This is a genomic window from Alterotamlana spongicola, assembly GCF_035818475.1.
Classification (GTDB): domain Bacteria; phylum Bacteroidota; class Bacteroidia; order Flavobacteriales; family Flavobacteriaceae; genus Cognatitamlana.
This window is the reverse complement of sequence record NZ_JAYMGV010000001.1, coordinates 2,172,052-2,188,753: the sequence shown is the minus strand read 5'-3', so window position 1 is coordinate 2,188,753 and position 16,702 is coordinate 2,172,052. Positions and strand designations below refer to the sequence as shown.

The following is a 16,702-nucleotide window of genomic DNA, read 5'->3' as shown; positions in this document are numbered from 1 at the left end:
ACTATTTATGTGTGTATTGCTTTGAAAGGTTCTTTAAATAAATTAAAGTGGCTTAGTAACTATTTTCACTACAATAGCCATTTCATCGGGGACAAGTTTTGGCATTTTTAATTGTAATCCTCCTTCAGTGAGTCTCCATGTTATTTCACCTGTTGAGCCCAAAACTTCTACTTTATCAATCTTTCCAATTCTTGATGCATTTTCTTTTTTAAAGGCTTCCAGAGTAATCAACTTTTCACTATCAGGTTTGCCAAGTATTGTGGCATAAATTGTTCTTTCTTTTGTTGTATACCTCACATCTTTATCTGAGTATTTTACTTTAAGAAACTTCTTTGCATTTTTAAAATGACCATCCGGCTCTTTGGTTGGCCCTTCTCCATAGGTAAACCAAGGCCTTGTTCCGTATATAGCTTCACCATATTTTTTTAACCAATCCCCCATACCTAATAATACTTGTTGCTGGTTTAACGGAATTGAACCATCTGCCTTGGGAGAGACGTTTAAAAGTAACACCCCATTTTTACTAACTATATCTATTAAAACATGAAGCACATCTTTAGTTGGTTTTATAGTTAGATTCTCAGTGTAGCACCAGCTTCCTTTACTAATGGTTTCATCGGTCATCCATACCTTGTCTCCCATTTTGTTTTTTCGCGATTTTTCTAAATCATCAACACTAAAATCTAATGGTAGATCGTCCTGTTTTCTAACTATAACGACTTCTTTGTTCCATTTTTCAGCTTCATTTAAATAATAAGCACAAAACTTTGCCCGATAGTCTTCAGGTATTCTATCAAGCCAAGAATCAAACCACATGATATCCGGATTATATTTATCTATCACCTCTTTTAGTTTTCCAAACCAAATGTCTTCAAGCCATTTATCTTCCGGTATATTTCCATACAAATAATCTAACTCTTTACTTCTTTCTGGTTCTAAACCCGGATACATAGGATAATGACTGTCTTTAAAATGGTGTTCTTTAGCACTCTCCTCCTTCCCATTATACCTTTGTAATTGTTTTGAATGATGGAACGTCGCAATTAGTTTCATATTCTTTTTATCCAGCTCTCTTTTTAGCTCACCAAGTATATCCTTTTTAGGGCCTTTGGCCATGGAATTCCAAGGAGTAACTTCACTATCCCACATTGAAAACCCATCATGATGCTCAGCTACAGGGCCCGCAAAACGTGCTCCGGCCTTTTCAAAAAGATCAACCCAAGCCTTAGCATCAAACTTTTCTGCCTTGAACATAGGTACAAAATCATGATAACCAAACTCCTGCAGATCTCCATAGGTTTCTAGATGGTGTTTATTAAACCCATGTCCAGGAATATACATATTCCTAGGATACCATTCGCCTCCGAATGCTGGAACTGAGTAAACTCCCCAATGAAAATAAATGCCTAATTTTGAATCGCTAAACCAATCTGGCGATTCCTTATGTTTTGCTAAAGAGTCCCAGTTTTCATCATATTTTTTTGTCTCTTTTTCTATCTTTTTACCAGAAACACATGCGGTAATATGAACTAGAAAAATTAGTAGTAGTATTTTTTTCATTTCTATTTTTTTAATGATTAAGGTTTTAAAACATAAAATTTCCCTTTTGAAACTTTCCCTAAAGTTCCTTTTACTTTTAGATTAATTTCATATTGAGCATCTCTATCAACACTTTGAATATCTATAAAATAAAGGCGTTCGTGATTTCTCTCTTTTGAAATATACCCCAAGTGTTTATCACTGGATATTGGTTTTCCATCTTTTAAAACTCGTGCCTCTTCTACAACAAGTTCTGCTCCTTCAGTTAAATCTCCAAGAAAAAAATAGACTCCAGCTTCTTGGATCTTATTGGTTACATCATATTTTAATAGCGTTGTTTCATTCCAGAGATCTGAGGTCCCCCATTCTCCAATGGCTTCCGATTGTTCTCTCCAATAAGAAACGCCCTGATAATTCAATCGCTTTAAATGACGACGCATCCTAATTTCAAAACCACTCCAGTTTTTAAGTTCTTTTTGGGTCCATGCCGCTTCACTCAAAGCACAATTTCTAGGATAAAGCGCTATATCCCATAAATCATTTTTGTGCATAAATGGCGTCCAAACAGAGGTCTGAATTCCAAGTATTAGTGTTTCCTCCTTTTTAGTTAAGCCTTCTGGTATGGGGTTGTATTCGTATATACTCTTTGTTGTATTAACTCTTGGCCATCCTTGTGGATGAAAAGGGTTCTCTGTTTGATTTCTTTGAATATAATACCCTTGATTTGAAGCTACTATAGTATTTCGCCCTTCTTTTACTGATTTTTCAGCACCTTGTAAACCTCTCCACCCCATTACCGATGCCGTTGGAGAAAGATTGCCTTCCAGAATTTCATCCCAACCAATTAATTTACGATCGTGAGCTACAACCATTTCTTCTAAACGCTTGATAAAATAAGCTTGCAACTCATCTGAATTTTTCAATCCTTCTTTTTTAGCTTTCTCCTTGCAATCTGGGCAGGCTTCCCACCATTTTTTTTGGACCTCATCTCCTCCAACATGAATATACTTACTTGGAAATAAATCAATTAGTTCATTTATAATATCTTCTATAATGGGATACACCGAATCCTTTCCAGCACATACCACATTGGTTCCTTGATGTCTTATATAGTTGGTATTTCGCATGGGGTAATCACGGAAATATTGAACATACTTTTGTTTCTCAACATGATCGCATGCCATTTCCGGTATGGCTTCAAGCAAAGCAGAGGAATGCCCAGGCAAGTCAACTTCAGGGACTATAGTAATGTGCCTTTCTGCTGCATATTTTATAAGCTCCCTAATTTGCTCCTGCGTGTAAAAGCCCCCATACGGATTAGTCTCTCCCTTAACCGGATAATTAGGCTGGTTTCTGTAGGCTCCTACCTGAGTAAGTTCGGGGTGACTTTTAATTTCTATTCTCCAACCATGATCATCTGTTAAATGCCAATGCAATACATTCATTTTATGCATGGCCATTAAGTCAAGGCTCTTTTTTACATAATTTATAGGCTGAAATGAACGGGACGCATCAAGCATAAATCCACGCCATCCAAATCTAGGGTAATCGAGTATTTCTACACAAGGAACAGCTATCTCTTCTAATTCCAGGTTAACCCTGCTAAAAACTCGTTCAGGCATTAACTGAAGTAACGTTTGAAGCCCATAAAAAACTCCTGTTTTGCTTCCTCCTGTAACTATAATTTTATCTTGGGTAATTTTTAATTGATAGGCTTCATTTCCGAATTTATTTTGAAGTGAACCATCAACCTTTAGTTCAATAAAACTATTATTAGATAATGTGAAAGACTTCAACTCTATTCCTGTAGCGGTTGTTAATCGGTCTTTGAAACACTGTGCTTCTTCATTTAATTGGAAGGGTGCTTTTATTTGTGTTTTTGAATTCAATACAAAATTCCCTTTTAGCACGTCCACTTTTACGGGTTTAGGAACGATAGCTAATTCTTTTTGCGCTAGTATGTAATCTGATGAAAGAAAGACTATTACCAACATCAGAATTTTAAAATATTTCATGCTTTGTATTATTTCAGGGGACAACTCTTTTTGCCGTAGCGACTATAATTTTTCCTATTCTATAATCTCAATCTGGGAACCACTGAACAATTTTCAGTATCTTTTGTATTGAGAATTTTTACAATATCTTCAAAGAATTTGTTCGTGTCACTTAACCCTCCAATCCGGTTTCTTAAAATCCAGGTTTTCGAAAAATCTTTAATTATCTGCTCTAATTCCTTAGCATATTCTTTACGTTTTGAAAAAGAAATATTAAAAATATCACTGTACTTTACCCTAGAACGGTCAATCATTACACGACACATAAAATCTGCAAGTTTAGCAGCTGTTCTCATTTCTTTAATCGCCACTTCACCGTCATAAGATCTTGGCTTGGCGCTTTCTAGTATGTTCATTGCTTTTTCTATTTCCTTACATACGCCTTGTAAATTACTCATGTTGTAATTACGTGTTATATAGTTTTCTTCAAAAGGTTCCAGTGTCCTGTTAATCATATTAAAATAAGGCGTTAAAAGCTCTTGATCTCCTCCGGCTTTGTATGCATTAGTCAACGTCATTAAAGCTTTCCCTAGAGCTTCACTTTCATCTAAGAAAACATGCGTATTTAATATATCTTCAATATTAACGTCCTTGTTTTTTTCAGTAGACCATGACATGGCAGCTCCATAAATATATGGTGGGAATGCCACGGTAAAAGGTTGCATATGTCCTAAATCACCCCAGTCGGTCATTAACACTCCATAAGCACCATACTTTTTTCCATTTGTAGTGGCATTAATAATATTAGCCAGACCCCGGTCGGTTTTTCCAATAAATGAGCGCCAACCATTTGTCCCCGGACATACATAAAAAGGGATTCCTTCTTTTTTAAATCGAGGACATTGTTTATTATAAGGGTGCTCTGGGCGATACCCCCAAATCATACAGGTAATATCTTTAGGCATCATTGGAATTAACTCAGGATGCTTATTTACAATATCTCCCCACATTTGTGTTTTTTTGCCAAACTGATTCACCAAGTTGTTCATTTTTTTCATGTACTCAAGGTAAACCACAGGCTTTCCTTTTTCTTTACATGCTTGTGCTGATTTACCGGTTCCCAATTCATAGGGTTCATCTCCGCCTATATTCGCATATTTGCTAGAAAAATTTGGCAGATACTCTCCCAGTAATTCGTTCATAAATTCAACGGAAGCATTATCAGTTGCACATAAGGTTGAACGGTTATTATTGATAATCCAATCATCAGAACTTGCATCTCCCGGTCGCTCTGACAGGTATACATATTCATCATGCTGGAGCCAACGTTTCATGTGTCCAAAAGAATTCTGATTGGGTACCAAATCAATAAAGCGTTCAGCACAATATTTATCAAGTTCTAATATTTGTTCTGCCGTTATTGGGGAGAATTCTTCCCAAACCGTCTTGTGATTTTTATAAGCAAAAGTATGTTCTATATAAAGTTGAACTTCATTTATTTTCCATTCAGCAAAACGATCAATGGTACGTTTAAGCGTTTCCATGGTAGGCACTTTATTTCGTGAAACATCAACCATTATACCCCGACGCTCAAAGTCAGGCCAATCTTCTATGGTAACATAAGGAAGTTTTCCTTTTTCGCTAAATCTAATTACCTGTATTAGGGTCTGGATGGCATAAAAAGCTCCAGCTTCATTGTTTGCCACGATCTGAACACCAGTTTCTGAAATATTCAACTTGTACCCCTGAGATCTAAGACTAACTTTTGAATCAATTATTATAGATATCTGGGCTGCTTCATGTTCTGCTAAGGCTGATACTATAGATAGCGAAGCTCCGCTTTTTTCAATAGCTAAATCTCTTAATTCTGAAACATTATTAAACAAGTTTAGTTTAACATCTGGCCCAAGCAATATACGCCCCCTTTCCAAAATAAAGGTTCCTTTTCCTTCAACTACTTTTTGTGGTACAGGAAATATTTTATCAATTGAATTAGCAAAAGCACCAAACGTGGAAAAAAATATTACACCAAATAAGGTTGAGATTAATAGCTTTTTTGAAATCATTATTCTTTTTTGTTTTATGATTAGCATTATTTTTTTATTGAATTAAGAGGTCTAATTGCCCTCTCTTTTTTCAAAGTTTCATTAAGGTATTTTGTATCCAACTCGTCACTATCTCTATACTTCGCTCTTACCTCTTTTAACTTTTTATGCATTTCTATTCTCACTTCTGCATAAGCTTCATCATTATACACATTATTCATCTCTGAAGGGTCTTTGTCCAGATCATAAAGCTCCCAAACATCAATATCATAATAAAAATGAATAAGCTTGTAGCGCTTTGTTCTAACTCCATGATGCCTGGCCACATTATGTTCTCCCGGATATTCATAATAGGTGTAGTAAATAGCATCTCGCCAGTTTACCTTCTCTCCTTTTACTACTTTTCTAAAGGACTCTCCTTGTATGTCTTTTGGTATGTCTACCCCGGCATAATCCAGAAAAGTGGGTGCAAAATCAATATTCTGAATCATTTGGTTTATTTCTGTTCCTGGTTTTATTTCTTTTGGGTAACGTATTAGCATTGGTGTTCTAAAAGATTCTTCATACATAAAACGTTTATCAAACCAGCCATGTTCTCCTAAATAAAACCCCTGATCTGAGGTATAGACCACTATAGTATTTTCTGTTAATCCATTAGCCTCTAAATAGTCTAATACTTCTCCCACACCATCATCTACAGACTGAATGGTGGCCAGATAGTCTTTCATATAGCGATCATATTTCCACAGTGCTAATTCTTTACCTGATAATTTATCTTTTTTAAACTTTTCTATGATGGGATCATAGTAAGCGTCCCAGGCAGCCTTTTGTTTCTCATCCATGCGATTATACATGTTTTCAAAAGACTTTCTTAACCTAGTATTTATAGTTTCTTCTTTGTCCTTTAGCTTAAGGTCATAAGCCAAATCCATATGTACATCTATACCCATCTCATGTTTCTCAGCAGCAAGTCTCCCCTGGTAATCATCAAAAAAGTTTGAAGGCGGGGCAAAGGTCTTTCCATCAAAAAGATCTAAATATTTCTCTTCTGGCATCCAGGGCCTGTGCGGTGCCTTTTGGTGGTATAATAATAAAAATGGCTTGTCCTTTTCTCTTTTATTCTGTAACCAATTCAAAGCTAAATCGGTGGTTATTTGTGTGGCATGACCATATATTTGTTTTTTCTCTCCATTCTCAATAAAATCAGGATTATAATAATGCCCCTGGCCTGGCAATACATTTGAATAATCAAAACCCTGAGGCAGTCCATCCATGTGGATCTTACCAACCATGGCTGTTTGGTAACCTACTTTTTGTAAGGTTTTAGCAAAATTATCCTGAGTCCAATCAAATGCATGAAGGTTATCAACCTTTCCATTAATGTGGCTATGCTTGCCTGTAAGCATGGCTGCTCTACTTGGAGCACATATAGAGTTTGTTACAAACCCCTTGTTAAAAAGAGCTCCTTCTAAAGCTATCCTATCTATATTTGGTGTTTTATTAAGACCGTGTCCATAAGCACTGATTGCCTGAAAAGCATGATCATCACTCATTATAAACACAATGTTAGGCCGCTCTGGTTTTAATGGTTCTTTCTTTACCGTTTTATTACAGGATGTAATAAAAATGAGAATATTAAAAATTAAAATATTAACGAGCTTGCGTTTCATGTAACTATAGGTTTTATTTATTGGGAACTGTTTTTTAATATTCTTTTCTAGAAGCTTTTATATTTTGAATATACTGTATGGAACAGCTCTTTGTTAAAAAGGAGGAAGAGATATTAACTTCCTCCTTTTATTACAAACTAACTCAAAACTAACTCAAAACTAATCTTGTAATCAAAATAACTAATTGGTAATTAATAAGGCCAAAACCATTTTTCTTGGTTCATTAATAAACTTTCTATTGTAGAAACTTGACTTTCTTCAAATTTAGAGGCTACTTTTTCAGCAAGAATGGAAGGATCATTATAACGAAGACTTACTCGAATTAAGCTCTCTAAACGTTTACCCTCGAAAGCTAACTCTAGAGCTCCTTCTTCCAGTATCCACATATCTATGAGAGTTTTCTTTTCTTCATCAGAAAGAGCATCATCAAGAACACGAGATGCAAGTTTAACCCTACCTCTTAGCCCCTTAGCATTTCTCCATTTAGGATGCCAACTACCGTCATCAAAAGGTGACTCAAAATTACTGCCATTCCAATATTTTGATACACCTTGATTTAAAAGAGCAAGAGCCTTATCAAATTCTCCTAATTGATTTAATGCTTCTGCATATTTTAAATGCAACTCGGCCGCCCGATATACAGGTACACGAGGTTTGGCAGCAAATGTGTATTTTTTGACCGCCCTGTCCCCTACATTGAAACTGGTACGCTGCCCTCGGTAGAAATCACCGTCTTTCTTGTCTGTACTTTCTTGAGAAAGAGACATATCAACATAAGCCTTACTGACAAGTAACTGGCGCTCTCCTCCTTCTTGAAAAAACAGTTGCCCTGTTTTATTTAATTGCCCGTTTGTTTCTGTATATTCTACACCTGTTAGTATATGATTATTTAATCCAGATAACCCTGAAGAAAATAGATTCCTGTACCCATTTTTAAAATACGTTTCTCCAGATAGTGTGATATTAATATCAGGCCTATCATTAAGTATTCTATGATAGATATTGGCTGCCATTTGATAATCTTCATTCCATAAATAAAGTTCCCCTAATAATGCTTCGGCATCAATACTATAAAAATTAAAATCGGTATTTGCATCAAACAAGGCTCTCCAATCTACTTTAGACTTTAAATCATAGGTACTATTTTCTATCTTTTCTATTAAGAATGGAATCATTTCTTCCAAGGTCATTGGAACAAGATTTGTTACCTTATCAATATCTTCGATTTGGTCAAGAGGGTCATCAAAGTAGTATGCCTTTCCGTAGATCTTTGAAATATTCCAGTAGGTCCAATATTTAATACGGAGTACATCGGACATATGGGCATTAAACTGGTCCTCAGACATATAATCACCACTTAGCTTATAGCTCTCTGCATTTTGTAAAAAATCATTACAATTAACAATTATTCTATAAAACTCATTTGGTTTAATTATTGAATTGCTGGCATTATCATTATAATTGGCAATGGACAATAACTCAATTGGTGCTGTATCTGAAGGTTCCAGAGCATCACTTCTCAACTCGTTAAAAATAATTATCTTATGCATAACGTCCTGGACACTTGCAAAGATTCCAAGCATATTAGTAGACACATCTTCTGCTGTTTGATAATTTTTATCTGATTCAAGGCCTGTCTTATTCTCTGTTTCCAGGAAATCGTCGCATCCAAAGAACACTAGTACCAGTAAACAAACTTGTAAACGATAAATAACTTTTTTCATATTAATATTTTTAATAATATTCTTATTCTATAATTCTATTTCTACACCAATAATGACACTACGCGGTACTGGCATTTTACTATAATCTACTCCCTGCAATAAGCTATTTCCGTTGTAATTAAACTCTGGTGAATACCCTAAATAACTGGTTGACGTCCAAATGTTCCTTCCTTTTAAAAACACCTTACTTCTTTTTAAGGTATTACTTTTAATAGGTAACTCATATGCTAAGGTGATATCTGTCAGGCTTATATAAGAACCGTCTTCGATCCAACGATCACTAAAAGCGTTATTTAAAGCAGGATCTCCATAAGATACTCTTGGTACATCTGTAACATCCCCATAATTTGTCCATGCCCGAAGTACACTTCTGTTCTGATTAACTGTAGATGTTTGCCCTTCAAGTAAGGTCCTTGTAAAATTATAAACATCTCCACCAGACACATAACTAAACTGAGCGTTTAGGGATAAATTCCCATAAGAAATACGCCCATAAAAACCTCCAAAAAAGTCAGGTGTAGGATCCCCTATTTCCACAAAATCCTCATCATTAATAATCCCATCCTCTGTTATATCAGTAAATTTCATATCACCGGCTTGATATCTGTATCCAGAATCATTTATAAGGTTACTTGCAGTAGCCTCATCTGCATCTATAAAAACACCTTCTGTTTTTAATCCATAAAAATGATAGCCAGAAGAGCCTTCTCTAATTATTTTCTGACCTCCATTAAAACTTGTTACAAGCATATCATTATCCCCAAGCTCTGTAACTTTATTCATTCTGTTAGATATGTTCCCGCCAAAGGCAAAATTGAATTTTGAAATGTTAAATTTTGTGTTTAATGCAAGGTCTATACCGGTAGCACTCATTTCCGCATCGTTCAGGTAAACACCATCAAAACCTATAAAGTTATCGGTTTGATTATATACAATCAGGTTCTTTGTTGTTGACCTCCAGGCATCAATAGTTAAAGCTATTGTTTCACGGTCTGAAATTAAATCAACCCCAAAAGTAAAGGTGCTTGTTATCTCGTTATCGATATTAGAATTATATATATTCTTTCTAACCAATCCGGTTACATTACTGAAGTTTTTAGGTTGATAAAGCTTATCTGTTAAACCAGCATGTAAACGACTGTTCCCACTTCTTCCATAATCCATTCTAAATCGTAATATATCCAAAAAGGCATTGCTGCTAAACCATGGTTCTGCCCCAACATCGTATGAAGCTCCCAAATTACCATACAAGTATCCTCCACTAATACTCGAAGCATGTCCATTATTCTGCTCATAGTTAATGGTAGCAGATAGGTTGTACTTGTTTTTGATCATGTAATCAAAAGTCAGGTAATTACTAAATAGTCGTCGCTCGTAGAAATCGCTTGAAATATCCCGAAAATCGTTTGGGTTAGTTTGATTAAGTGTAATGAATTTATCACTTGACGTATTCATTCCATAACTATATATGGTCTCATACTTATTAGATAAGTATCGTGTTCCAAACACCACATTTAAATTAGCATGATGGAAAGATTTATTATAACCAAGCTTAGCTTCTGCATGTAAGCTACTATTCTTTGCTACAAAATGTTTTACCTGATTATTGGCATAGTTATTATAAATATATGTTGGAACAATGGCATTACTCGTTACTCCACTAATAAATGAATGCTGTTCGTCTTTCCAACTGGTATGACCTATACTTCCATTTACCCAAAAATTATCATTAATTTGATAAGAAAGATCAAAATTACCCAATAAACTATATCCAACATATTTACTTTCATTGTCATTAAGAATAGCCAATGGGTTACTCACATTAAAGATATGATAGGGATCATAATCAGGTAGCTCTTCCCCTTCAAAATTCACTTTCTTTGGCTGAAGAATAGGGCTTTTAAACAATGCTGCATAAATTGGATTATTGTTATTTATACCTGAATCTATAAGCTGTCCATCATTATAATTTACGCCTAGATTTACTTTAACTTTAAAATCTTTACTAATGTTCACATCGGTATTAAATCTAGTGCTATACCGTGTGAAATTTGTATTGGAAACAATCCCATCGTTATTATTATAACCAATACCCAAATAATATTTTGCTACTTCATCTCCACCACTAACCTGTGCACTGTAATTTTGTGAAATAGCTAGTCTAAATATTTCATCTTGCCAGTTCGTATTATATTTGTATTGGTGGAACCCTACATTATCCGGGTTATTAAAAAGACTGGGATACGCGCTGTAGATCTCATTTATAGTTAGATCTGTTTGTAACACTTCAAGGGATTTATTTATCCATTGCTCATTATTTAATAACGGTATTTTATGGTCTATGTCACTTATACCTTGCCAACTACTAACCTTAATTCTGGTTTTAAGTTCATTTGCTCTTTTGGTTGAAATTAAAATAGCTCCGTTGCTACCTAAACTCCCATACATTGCGGCAGCACTTCCTTTTAAAAAAGTAACACTTTCAATATCATGTGTATTAACCAAATTGTAAGGGTTATTATAAAATCCCTCAAAAACCGGGCTTTCATATCCATCATTTTGATAAATTTGGCCATCAACAACCAGTAATGGTTTATTACTAAGTGACAATGAATTGTTACCTCGTATAGTAATTTCGGTTCCTTCGCCAGGCATCCCACTATGTTGTTGAATCAATACTCCTGCTATCTTACCTCTGGAATTTATATCAAAGCTTAAATCTGAGTGATCTATATCTGTTTCTTTAACTGAAGACCATACAGCCCCAAATTTATCTTTCATTTGATTGACGTCTTCTGAAAACAGAAAATAAGTTGGTTTAATTCCGTTAAAGGTCTTTATTTCCAAATTTTTAAAACCTTCTTTACGTATGTAAATTGTAGCTACATCATTTACATCTAACTCAACAAACCCATCTTTGTTTGACTTTACTTCAAGTCCCGAATCTGTTTTAATAATTGCGTTGGCCACAGGCAACTGCTTTTCTGCGTCAAGAATTTTTATCGCCCTAACATTTTGCGCCTCTAAATCGGCAATAAAAATTAAAACGATAAGTATAAATAAGAAATTAATTTTACTGTTCATTAGAAGGGATTTAATAATTAGTCTTTGTTGGAATAAATTCCATTATCTTTATAAAGGCTCTGTTTCGTGCCCTGGCTCCCCCGCTTCCACTCCAATTTGGAGATCTGTCAAGTACCTCAACAGAAATACTAATAGGGTTTGTTCCTGCTTCTTCAGGTATTACAATGGTTCCCAAATAGATAGGTGACACATTTGAAACCCAGGACCATTGTTGCCATTTCTCCTCCATTGGAACATCATTTATATAGAGCTGTACCCAACTAGGGCGATTCCAAATACCGAATCTTGTAATTCCACTTTGCCCATATACCTCATATTCTCCCGGAATTAAGGAAACCACTTTAAGCTCATCATCTTCGGTAACTATAGTTGAATAAGGAAACTTTACCTTGAAATAAGAGTCCTTATCATCAACATCCCTATTTTCGGCGCCCCATATGCCGTACCATCCATAACCCCAAGCCGGTTCATATCCGCCTCCACGTTGCATAAAATAAACCCTTTCCCCTTCTTCGAGATACATATACTGATCCCTTGTTTCCTGGTCAAACATCCAATACAATTTAGGATCAAAAACAAATTTGTTCATATATTTGATCTTTGGAACATGTAAATGAGTTACCGTATAAACTATACCATTACTGGCTTTGAAGTATGAGTCATTTATTATTTCCTGTTTTCCCGGACTAATCCAAAAATCATCATTATTGGTCGTTCTTACGATCATATCCATGGGGTTCTCAACAATTCCTTTGGTATATAAACTTGTTACTGTCCATTCAAAAAGTTCTGCATCCAGCTCAGGACTTAAGTCCCCTCCACTTGCTGCATAATCTTCTCTAACCTTTGTAATTGCTTCTGTAACCACATTATTTGTTGGGTAAAATGCTGTATATAAATTATCTTCTTCCCTTACATCATTTACGCCCTCTAACAATTTATTTTTTATAACCCATATGGAATCATATACTGTGTTTCCTTGTTCATTAACACCAATAGGTTTACTATTTTCTTTGTCAAATGTTCTCTTATCCAAACCTTTTAAATATTCTTGCACAATACTATATTCATCTCCTAAAGAATATAAGTATTCATAGACATTGGGCACAGGTGCTAATATGCTTTCAAGCTCCTGGATCACCCCATTCCCAACACTTAAATCTTTTGGTAAAAACGACACATCACTTATGGTACTATTATCTGCAACATGTACTTCTAAATATTTCCCGTTTAAAGTTTTAAGCCTTTCATTTTCTTCAATTCGATAGGCGTAATACTTCCCATGTAACATATGTAGTTTAAGCCGTTTTTTAAGATCATCAACATTTTCATTATGTATTTCATCCGGTATGTTATCATTTTTAACAACAAACAAGGTTACATTGGTTGAGTTTTGCACAATGCTATCCAACTTTGTTACCTTAAGCAATTCGTAGAATTCACTATATTCATCATTGTTCTTTAAGTACTCAACTAGTGAAGAAGCCTCTAAATGTATAGACTCCTCATAGTGTTTATCCCATTCTTTATCCTGACATCCCATCATAATAAGAATGGATAATATTCCTATTGAAATTATATTTTTTAAATTCTTCATAGTAATCTATTTATAAAGGATAGTATTTTACATCACCTACACCAATATATCCACTACCGGTTAAGTGTTCTAATCGTATTGTATGTACGCCACTGGTTACCTCAATACTTGGTATTGCCACTAAGCCATAAGCGTCTCCCCCTCCAGCATAATAGTTGTCCAAGGTTCCTGCCGGCACCCCATCAAAGTATGCTTTCCATTGACCACCTTCAGGACGTTTATGCCCCATAAGTTTTACCCTATAAGTACCTGCTGCCAGGTATGGCGTTTTAAACTCTACCCAACCTGTATTTGTTCTGTTAAAATCTAAAACGATACCATTACCTCCTTTGTACCATTCATGATTCCAATGCTGCCAATATCCAATTGGTACTTGTTCTGGTTCGCTATGCCATGAAACTTCTTCAAATACATCTTCATCAATCCATTCTATACTACCACTTTGACCTGAGCGGTAATTTTCTATGGCTCTCCAATTGGCTACATCCCATATATCCTGACGAATAAAAAATGGCTTAACCTGGTAAATATCCATAAAGTCATCTATGAAGTGAATGGCTCCATTAACAGCAGGAATATTACGTCTGTCTTTATATATATGGGTTTCATAAACCACATCATCAATAACTTCTCGATTGATCACAATGGCACGATCATCACGAATTTCTACACCTTGTTCAATGGCCAATGTCATTACATTTTTAAATTCCTGCTCTGAATCTAAATAGATCAACTGATTGGTGTAGTTAATTTCTCCAAGAATATGATATGCCACCCATTGGTTAAAAGGATTTATTTTATCTGTTAAATTGTTTTCGTCTGTATATTTTAGAATTAACTCATCTATATTGTTAATACCCAAGCGTGCAAATGTAGAATCTGCAATGGCCATTACTGTTCGGAATTGCCTTTTTGCTATACCGTCAACTTCCTTTTCAATACTTGTTAGTTCCTGCGAATACCCTGTCTTTTCTATGGCTTCGGTAAAAACACTTACGCCTTCGAGGTTTGATAATACTGAGGAAAGATTTGGTAGAATATCCATGACATGATCAATTTCATTAATAAATCCATTTGTCATCTTAATATCCTTTTCAAGTATCAAACTACTCTTATTAAGTTTGATATTCTGATAGGCTCCATCTCCAAACTCAACCGCTATATAATGACCATTCATATTGGTATCGGGAATAGCTCCTTCATTATAATCGGTGTGTATATATGGTTTATTAATAACATGGTTAAAAACCAATTCAGCTGCTGCTTCTTTGGATATAGAAGACACAGCTCTTCCGCTTAACCATTCCTCTACGGCCTTGTTATTTGGCGCATACATTGTATAGGTGCCACTGGCATTAAATGAATGGTCTAATTCTGCTTGTTGCAGAATATCTTTCCACATACCAAATTTCTCCGGATGCATTCCCATGTATATGCTTATAGGGTATAATTCGGCAATAGCAAAATTATCGTCAATACTATTGTCTTCACAATTACTTATAATAAGCAATGCTAAGAGCATAGTAATAATGTTTTTTATATTTTTCATTTGTCAAATATTTTATGATATAATTAAGATCCTCATTTAAATCATTCAATTAAAATTGATAGTAAGGATTCTGTACCAACTCAGAATTCTGGGTTAGTTCGGACTGATGTATTGGCATATAATAGGCATATGGATCTTGTAATGCCCGTTCAATAGTTGGACGATCAACCCCAGTTACTTCTAATAAAAGCTTATCTATAACCAGTTTTTTACGTTCAAAATTATTTCTCTTACCGACTCTGAGTAGATCAAACCATGCTTTACCTTCAGCTGTAAACTCTTTTTGTCTTTCCGTCAAAATAAAATCTTCATAAGCATCTCTAGAATTCGGAATACTGATAAGCTGATCTGCCAAACCGGCACGTTCTCTAACGGTCATAATAGCTTGGTCTGACAAATCATATTGGCCAAGTACTGCATGGGCCTCTGCTTTCATAAGATAAATGTCTGCCAGGCGATAAATAATGAAGTTTGAAACAAACTCATTACCTGAATAAAAGACAGGCTTTTTTGGTGTTGCTGTAATGAACTTAAGAATTCGTCGCTCCGTTTTAGCATAGGTAGCCTCAAATCCACGAATATCCTCCTCTGCAAAGAACTCTTCTTCAATAAGCTCTGCCGGAAACTTAAAGTCCGGACTTACATTGTTATAGTACAGAACATTCCAAGGACCTGTCTGGTTATATTCCTGATTAAACTGAATTTCAAAAATACCTTCATTAGTATTTCCTTCTGAAAAAATAGAAAACCAATTTTCCGTGGCAAGAAGTACTTTATTTGGATTGGCAATTACTTTGTCACAATACTCTATACAGTCTTCATATCTTTCTGCCCATAAATAAACATCAGCCAAAAGGCTTTCTCCTGCTACCTTAGTAGCACGCCCCCATTTTTCCCATTCTTCTTCATATTGAGATTTTAAATTAGGTATTGCTTCTAAAAGATCATCAATAATTAAAGCTATTAACTCATCTTCTGAACTTTTCGCTACTGTAAGTGGTGTATCGTCTGTTTCATAAGATTTCTCAATAATGGGAGCCTCTTTCCAGATTCTTACCAAATAAAAATAACTTAAAGACCTTAAAAACCTTGCTTCTGCAATAACGGACCTCAATTCTGCTTCTGTAAAATTCTTATCTATATCTGCAACATCCGGTGCATTTTCTATTACCGAACTAGCATAATTGATAATTGAATAGAAAAAGCCCCATCTGGCATACGTATTGTTACTGGATATATTTCCCTCTCGAATGGATCTGGCATTACCATCAATTGATTTTATCTCCATTTGGTCACTTCGCAACTCTCCATATAATACCAGATTATACGTGCTTTGCTGTAGTTCTCTATAACAGCTAATTAGTATGCCCTCTACATCTGATTGTGTTTGCCAAAAATCATCCTTTACCAATTCGTTCTCGGGCTCAAGTTCAAGCCAATCACTACACCCGGTAAGTATAATAGTTGTAACTAATAATATTGTCAACTTTCTCATGATAC

9 protein-coding genes are annotated in these 16,702 nt (G+C 35.1%); all 9 read right to left on the bottom strand.

The features are described from left to right. Positions 1 to 42 precede the first annotated feature (42 nt). The 9 genes from VOI54_RS09305 to VOI54_RS09265 all read right to left on the bottom strand — a co-directional run bounded on the left by VOI54_RS09305 (position 43) and on the right by VOI54_RS09265 (position 16,697). On the bottom strand, positions 43 to 1,560 hold the full coding sequence (locus tag VOI54_RS09305) for an alpha-L-fucosidase (protein WP_326282492.1): 1,518 nt from the start codon (positions 1,558 to 1,560) through the stop codon (positions 43 to 45). 17 nt (positions 1,561 to 1,577) lie between these two features. Next, entirely contained in the window at positions 1,578 to 3,554 is a 1,977-nt protein-coding gene (locus VOI54_RS09300) for a beta-N-acetylhexosaminidase (protein ID WP_326282490.1), read from the bottom strand. A gap of 59 nt (positions 3,555 to 3,613) precedes the next feature. After that, positions 3,614 to 5,599 (bottom strand): beta-N-acetylhexosaminidase, encoded by a 1,986-nt coding sequence (locus VOI54_RS09295; RefSeq protein WP_326282488.1) that lies wholly within the window; start codon positions 5,597 to 5,599, stop codon positions 3,614 to 3,616. Between the two features lie 26 nt (positions 5,600 to 5,625). Beyond that, complete coding sequence (locus VOI54_RS09290; protein WP_326282486.1) at positions 5,626 to 7,248, bottom strand: sulfatase family protein; 1,623 nt, start codon at positions 7,246 to 7,248, stop codon at positions 5,626 to 5,628. A gap of 191 nt (positions 7,249 to 7,439) precedes the next feature. Then, the gene (locus VOI54_RS09285) at positions 7,440 to 8,972 is read right to left on the bottom strand and encodes a RagB/SusD family nutrient uptake outer membrane protein (RefSeq protein WP_326282485.1); all 1,533 of its coding nucleotides are present in this window, start codon (positions 8,970 to 8,972) and stop codon (positions 7,440 to 7,442) included. A 27-nt stretch (positions 8,973 to 8,999) separates the two neighbouring features. Continuing rightward, positions 9,000 to 12,056 carry a SusC/RagA family TonB-linked outer membrane protein gene (locus VOI54_RS09280; RefSeq protein ID WP_326282483.1) on the bottom strand — a complete coding sequence of 1,019 codons (3,057 nt, stop codon included), beginning with the start codon at positions 12,054 to 12,056 and terminating at the stop codon, positions 9,000 to 9,002. Positions 12,057 to 12,066: 10 nt separating this feature from the next. Then, on the bottom strand, positions 12,067 to 13,653 hold the full coding sequence (locus VOI54_RS09275; RefSeq protein ID WP_326282481.1) for a fasciclin domain-containing protein: 1,587 nt from the start codon (positions 13,651 to 13,653) through the stop codon (positions 12,067 to 12,069). Between the two features lie 10 nt (positions 13,654 to 13,663). After that, positions 13,664 to 15,202 (bottom strand): fasciclin domain-containing protein, encoded by a 1,539-nt coding sequence (locus VOI54_RS09270; protein ID WP_326282480.1) that lies wholly within the window; start codon positions 15,200 to 15,202, stop codon positions 13,664 to 13,666. A 49-nt stretch (positions 15,203 to 15,251) separates the two neighbouring features. Continuing rightward, the gene (locus VOI54_RS09265; RefSeq protein ID WP_326282479.1) at positions 15,252 to 16,697 is read right to left on the bottom strand and encodes a RagB/SusD family nutrient uptake outer membrane protein; all 1,446 of its coding nucleotides are present in this window, start codon (positions 16,695 to 16,697) and stop codon (positions 15,252 to 15,254) included. Between the last annotated feature and the right edge of the window lie 5 nt (positions 16,698 to 16,702).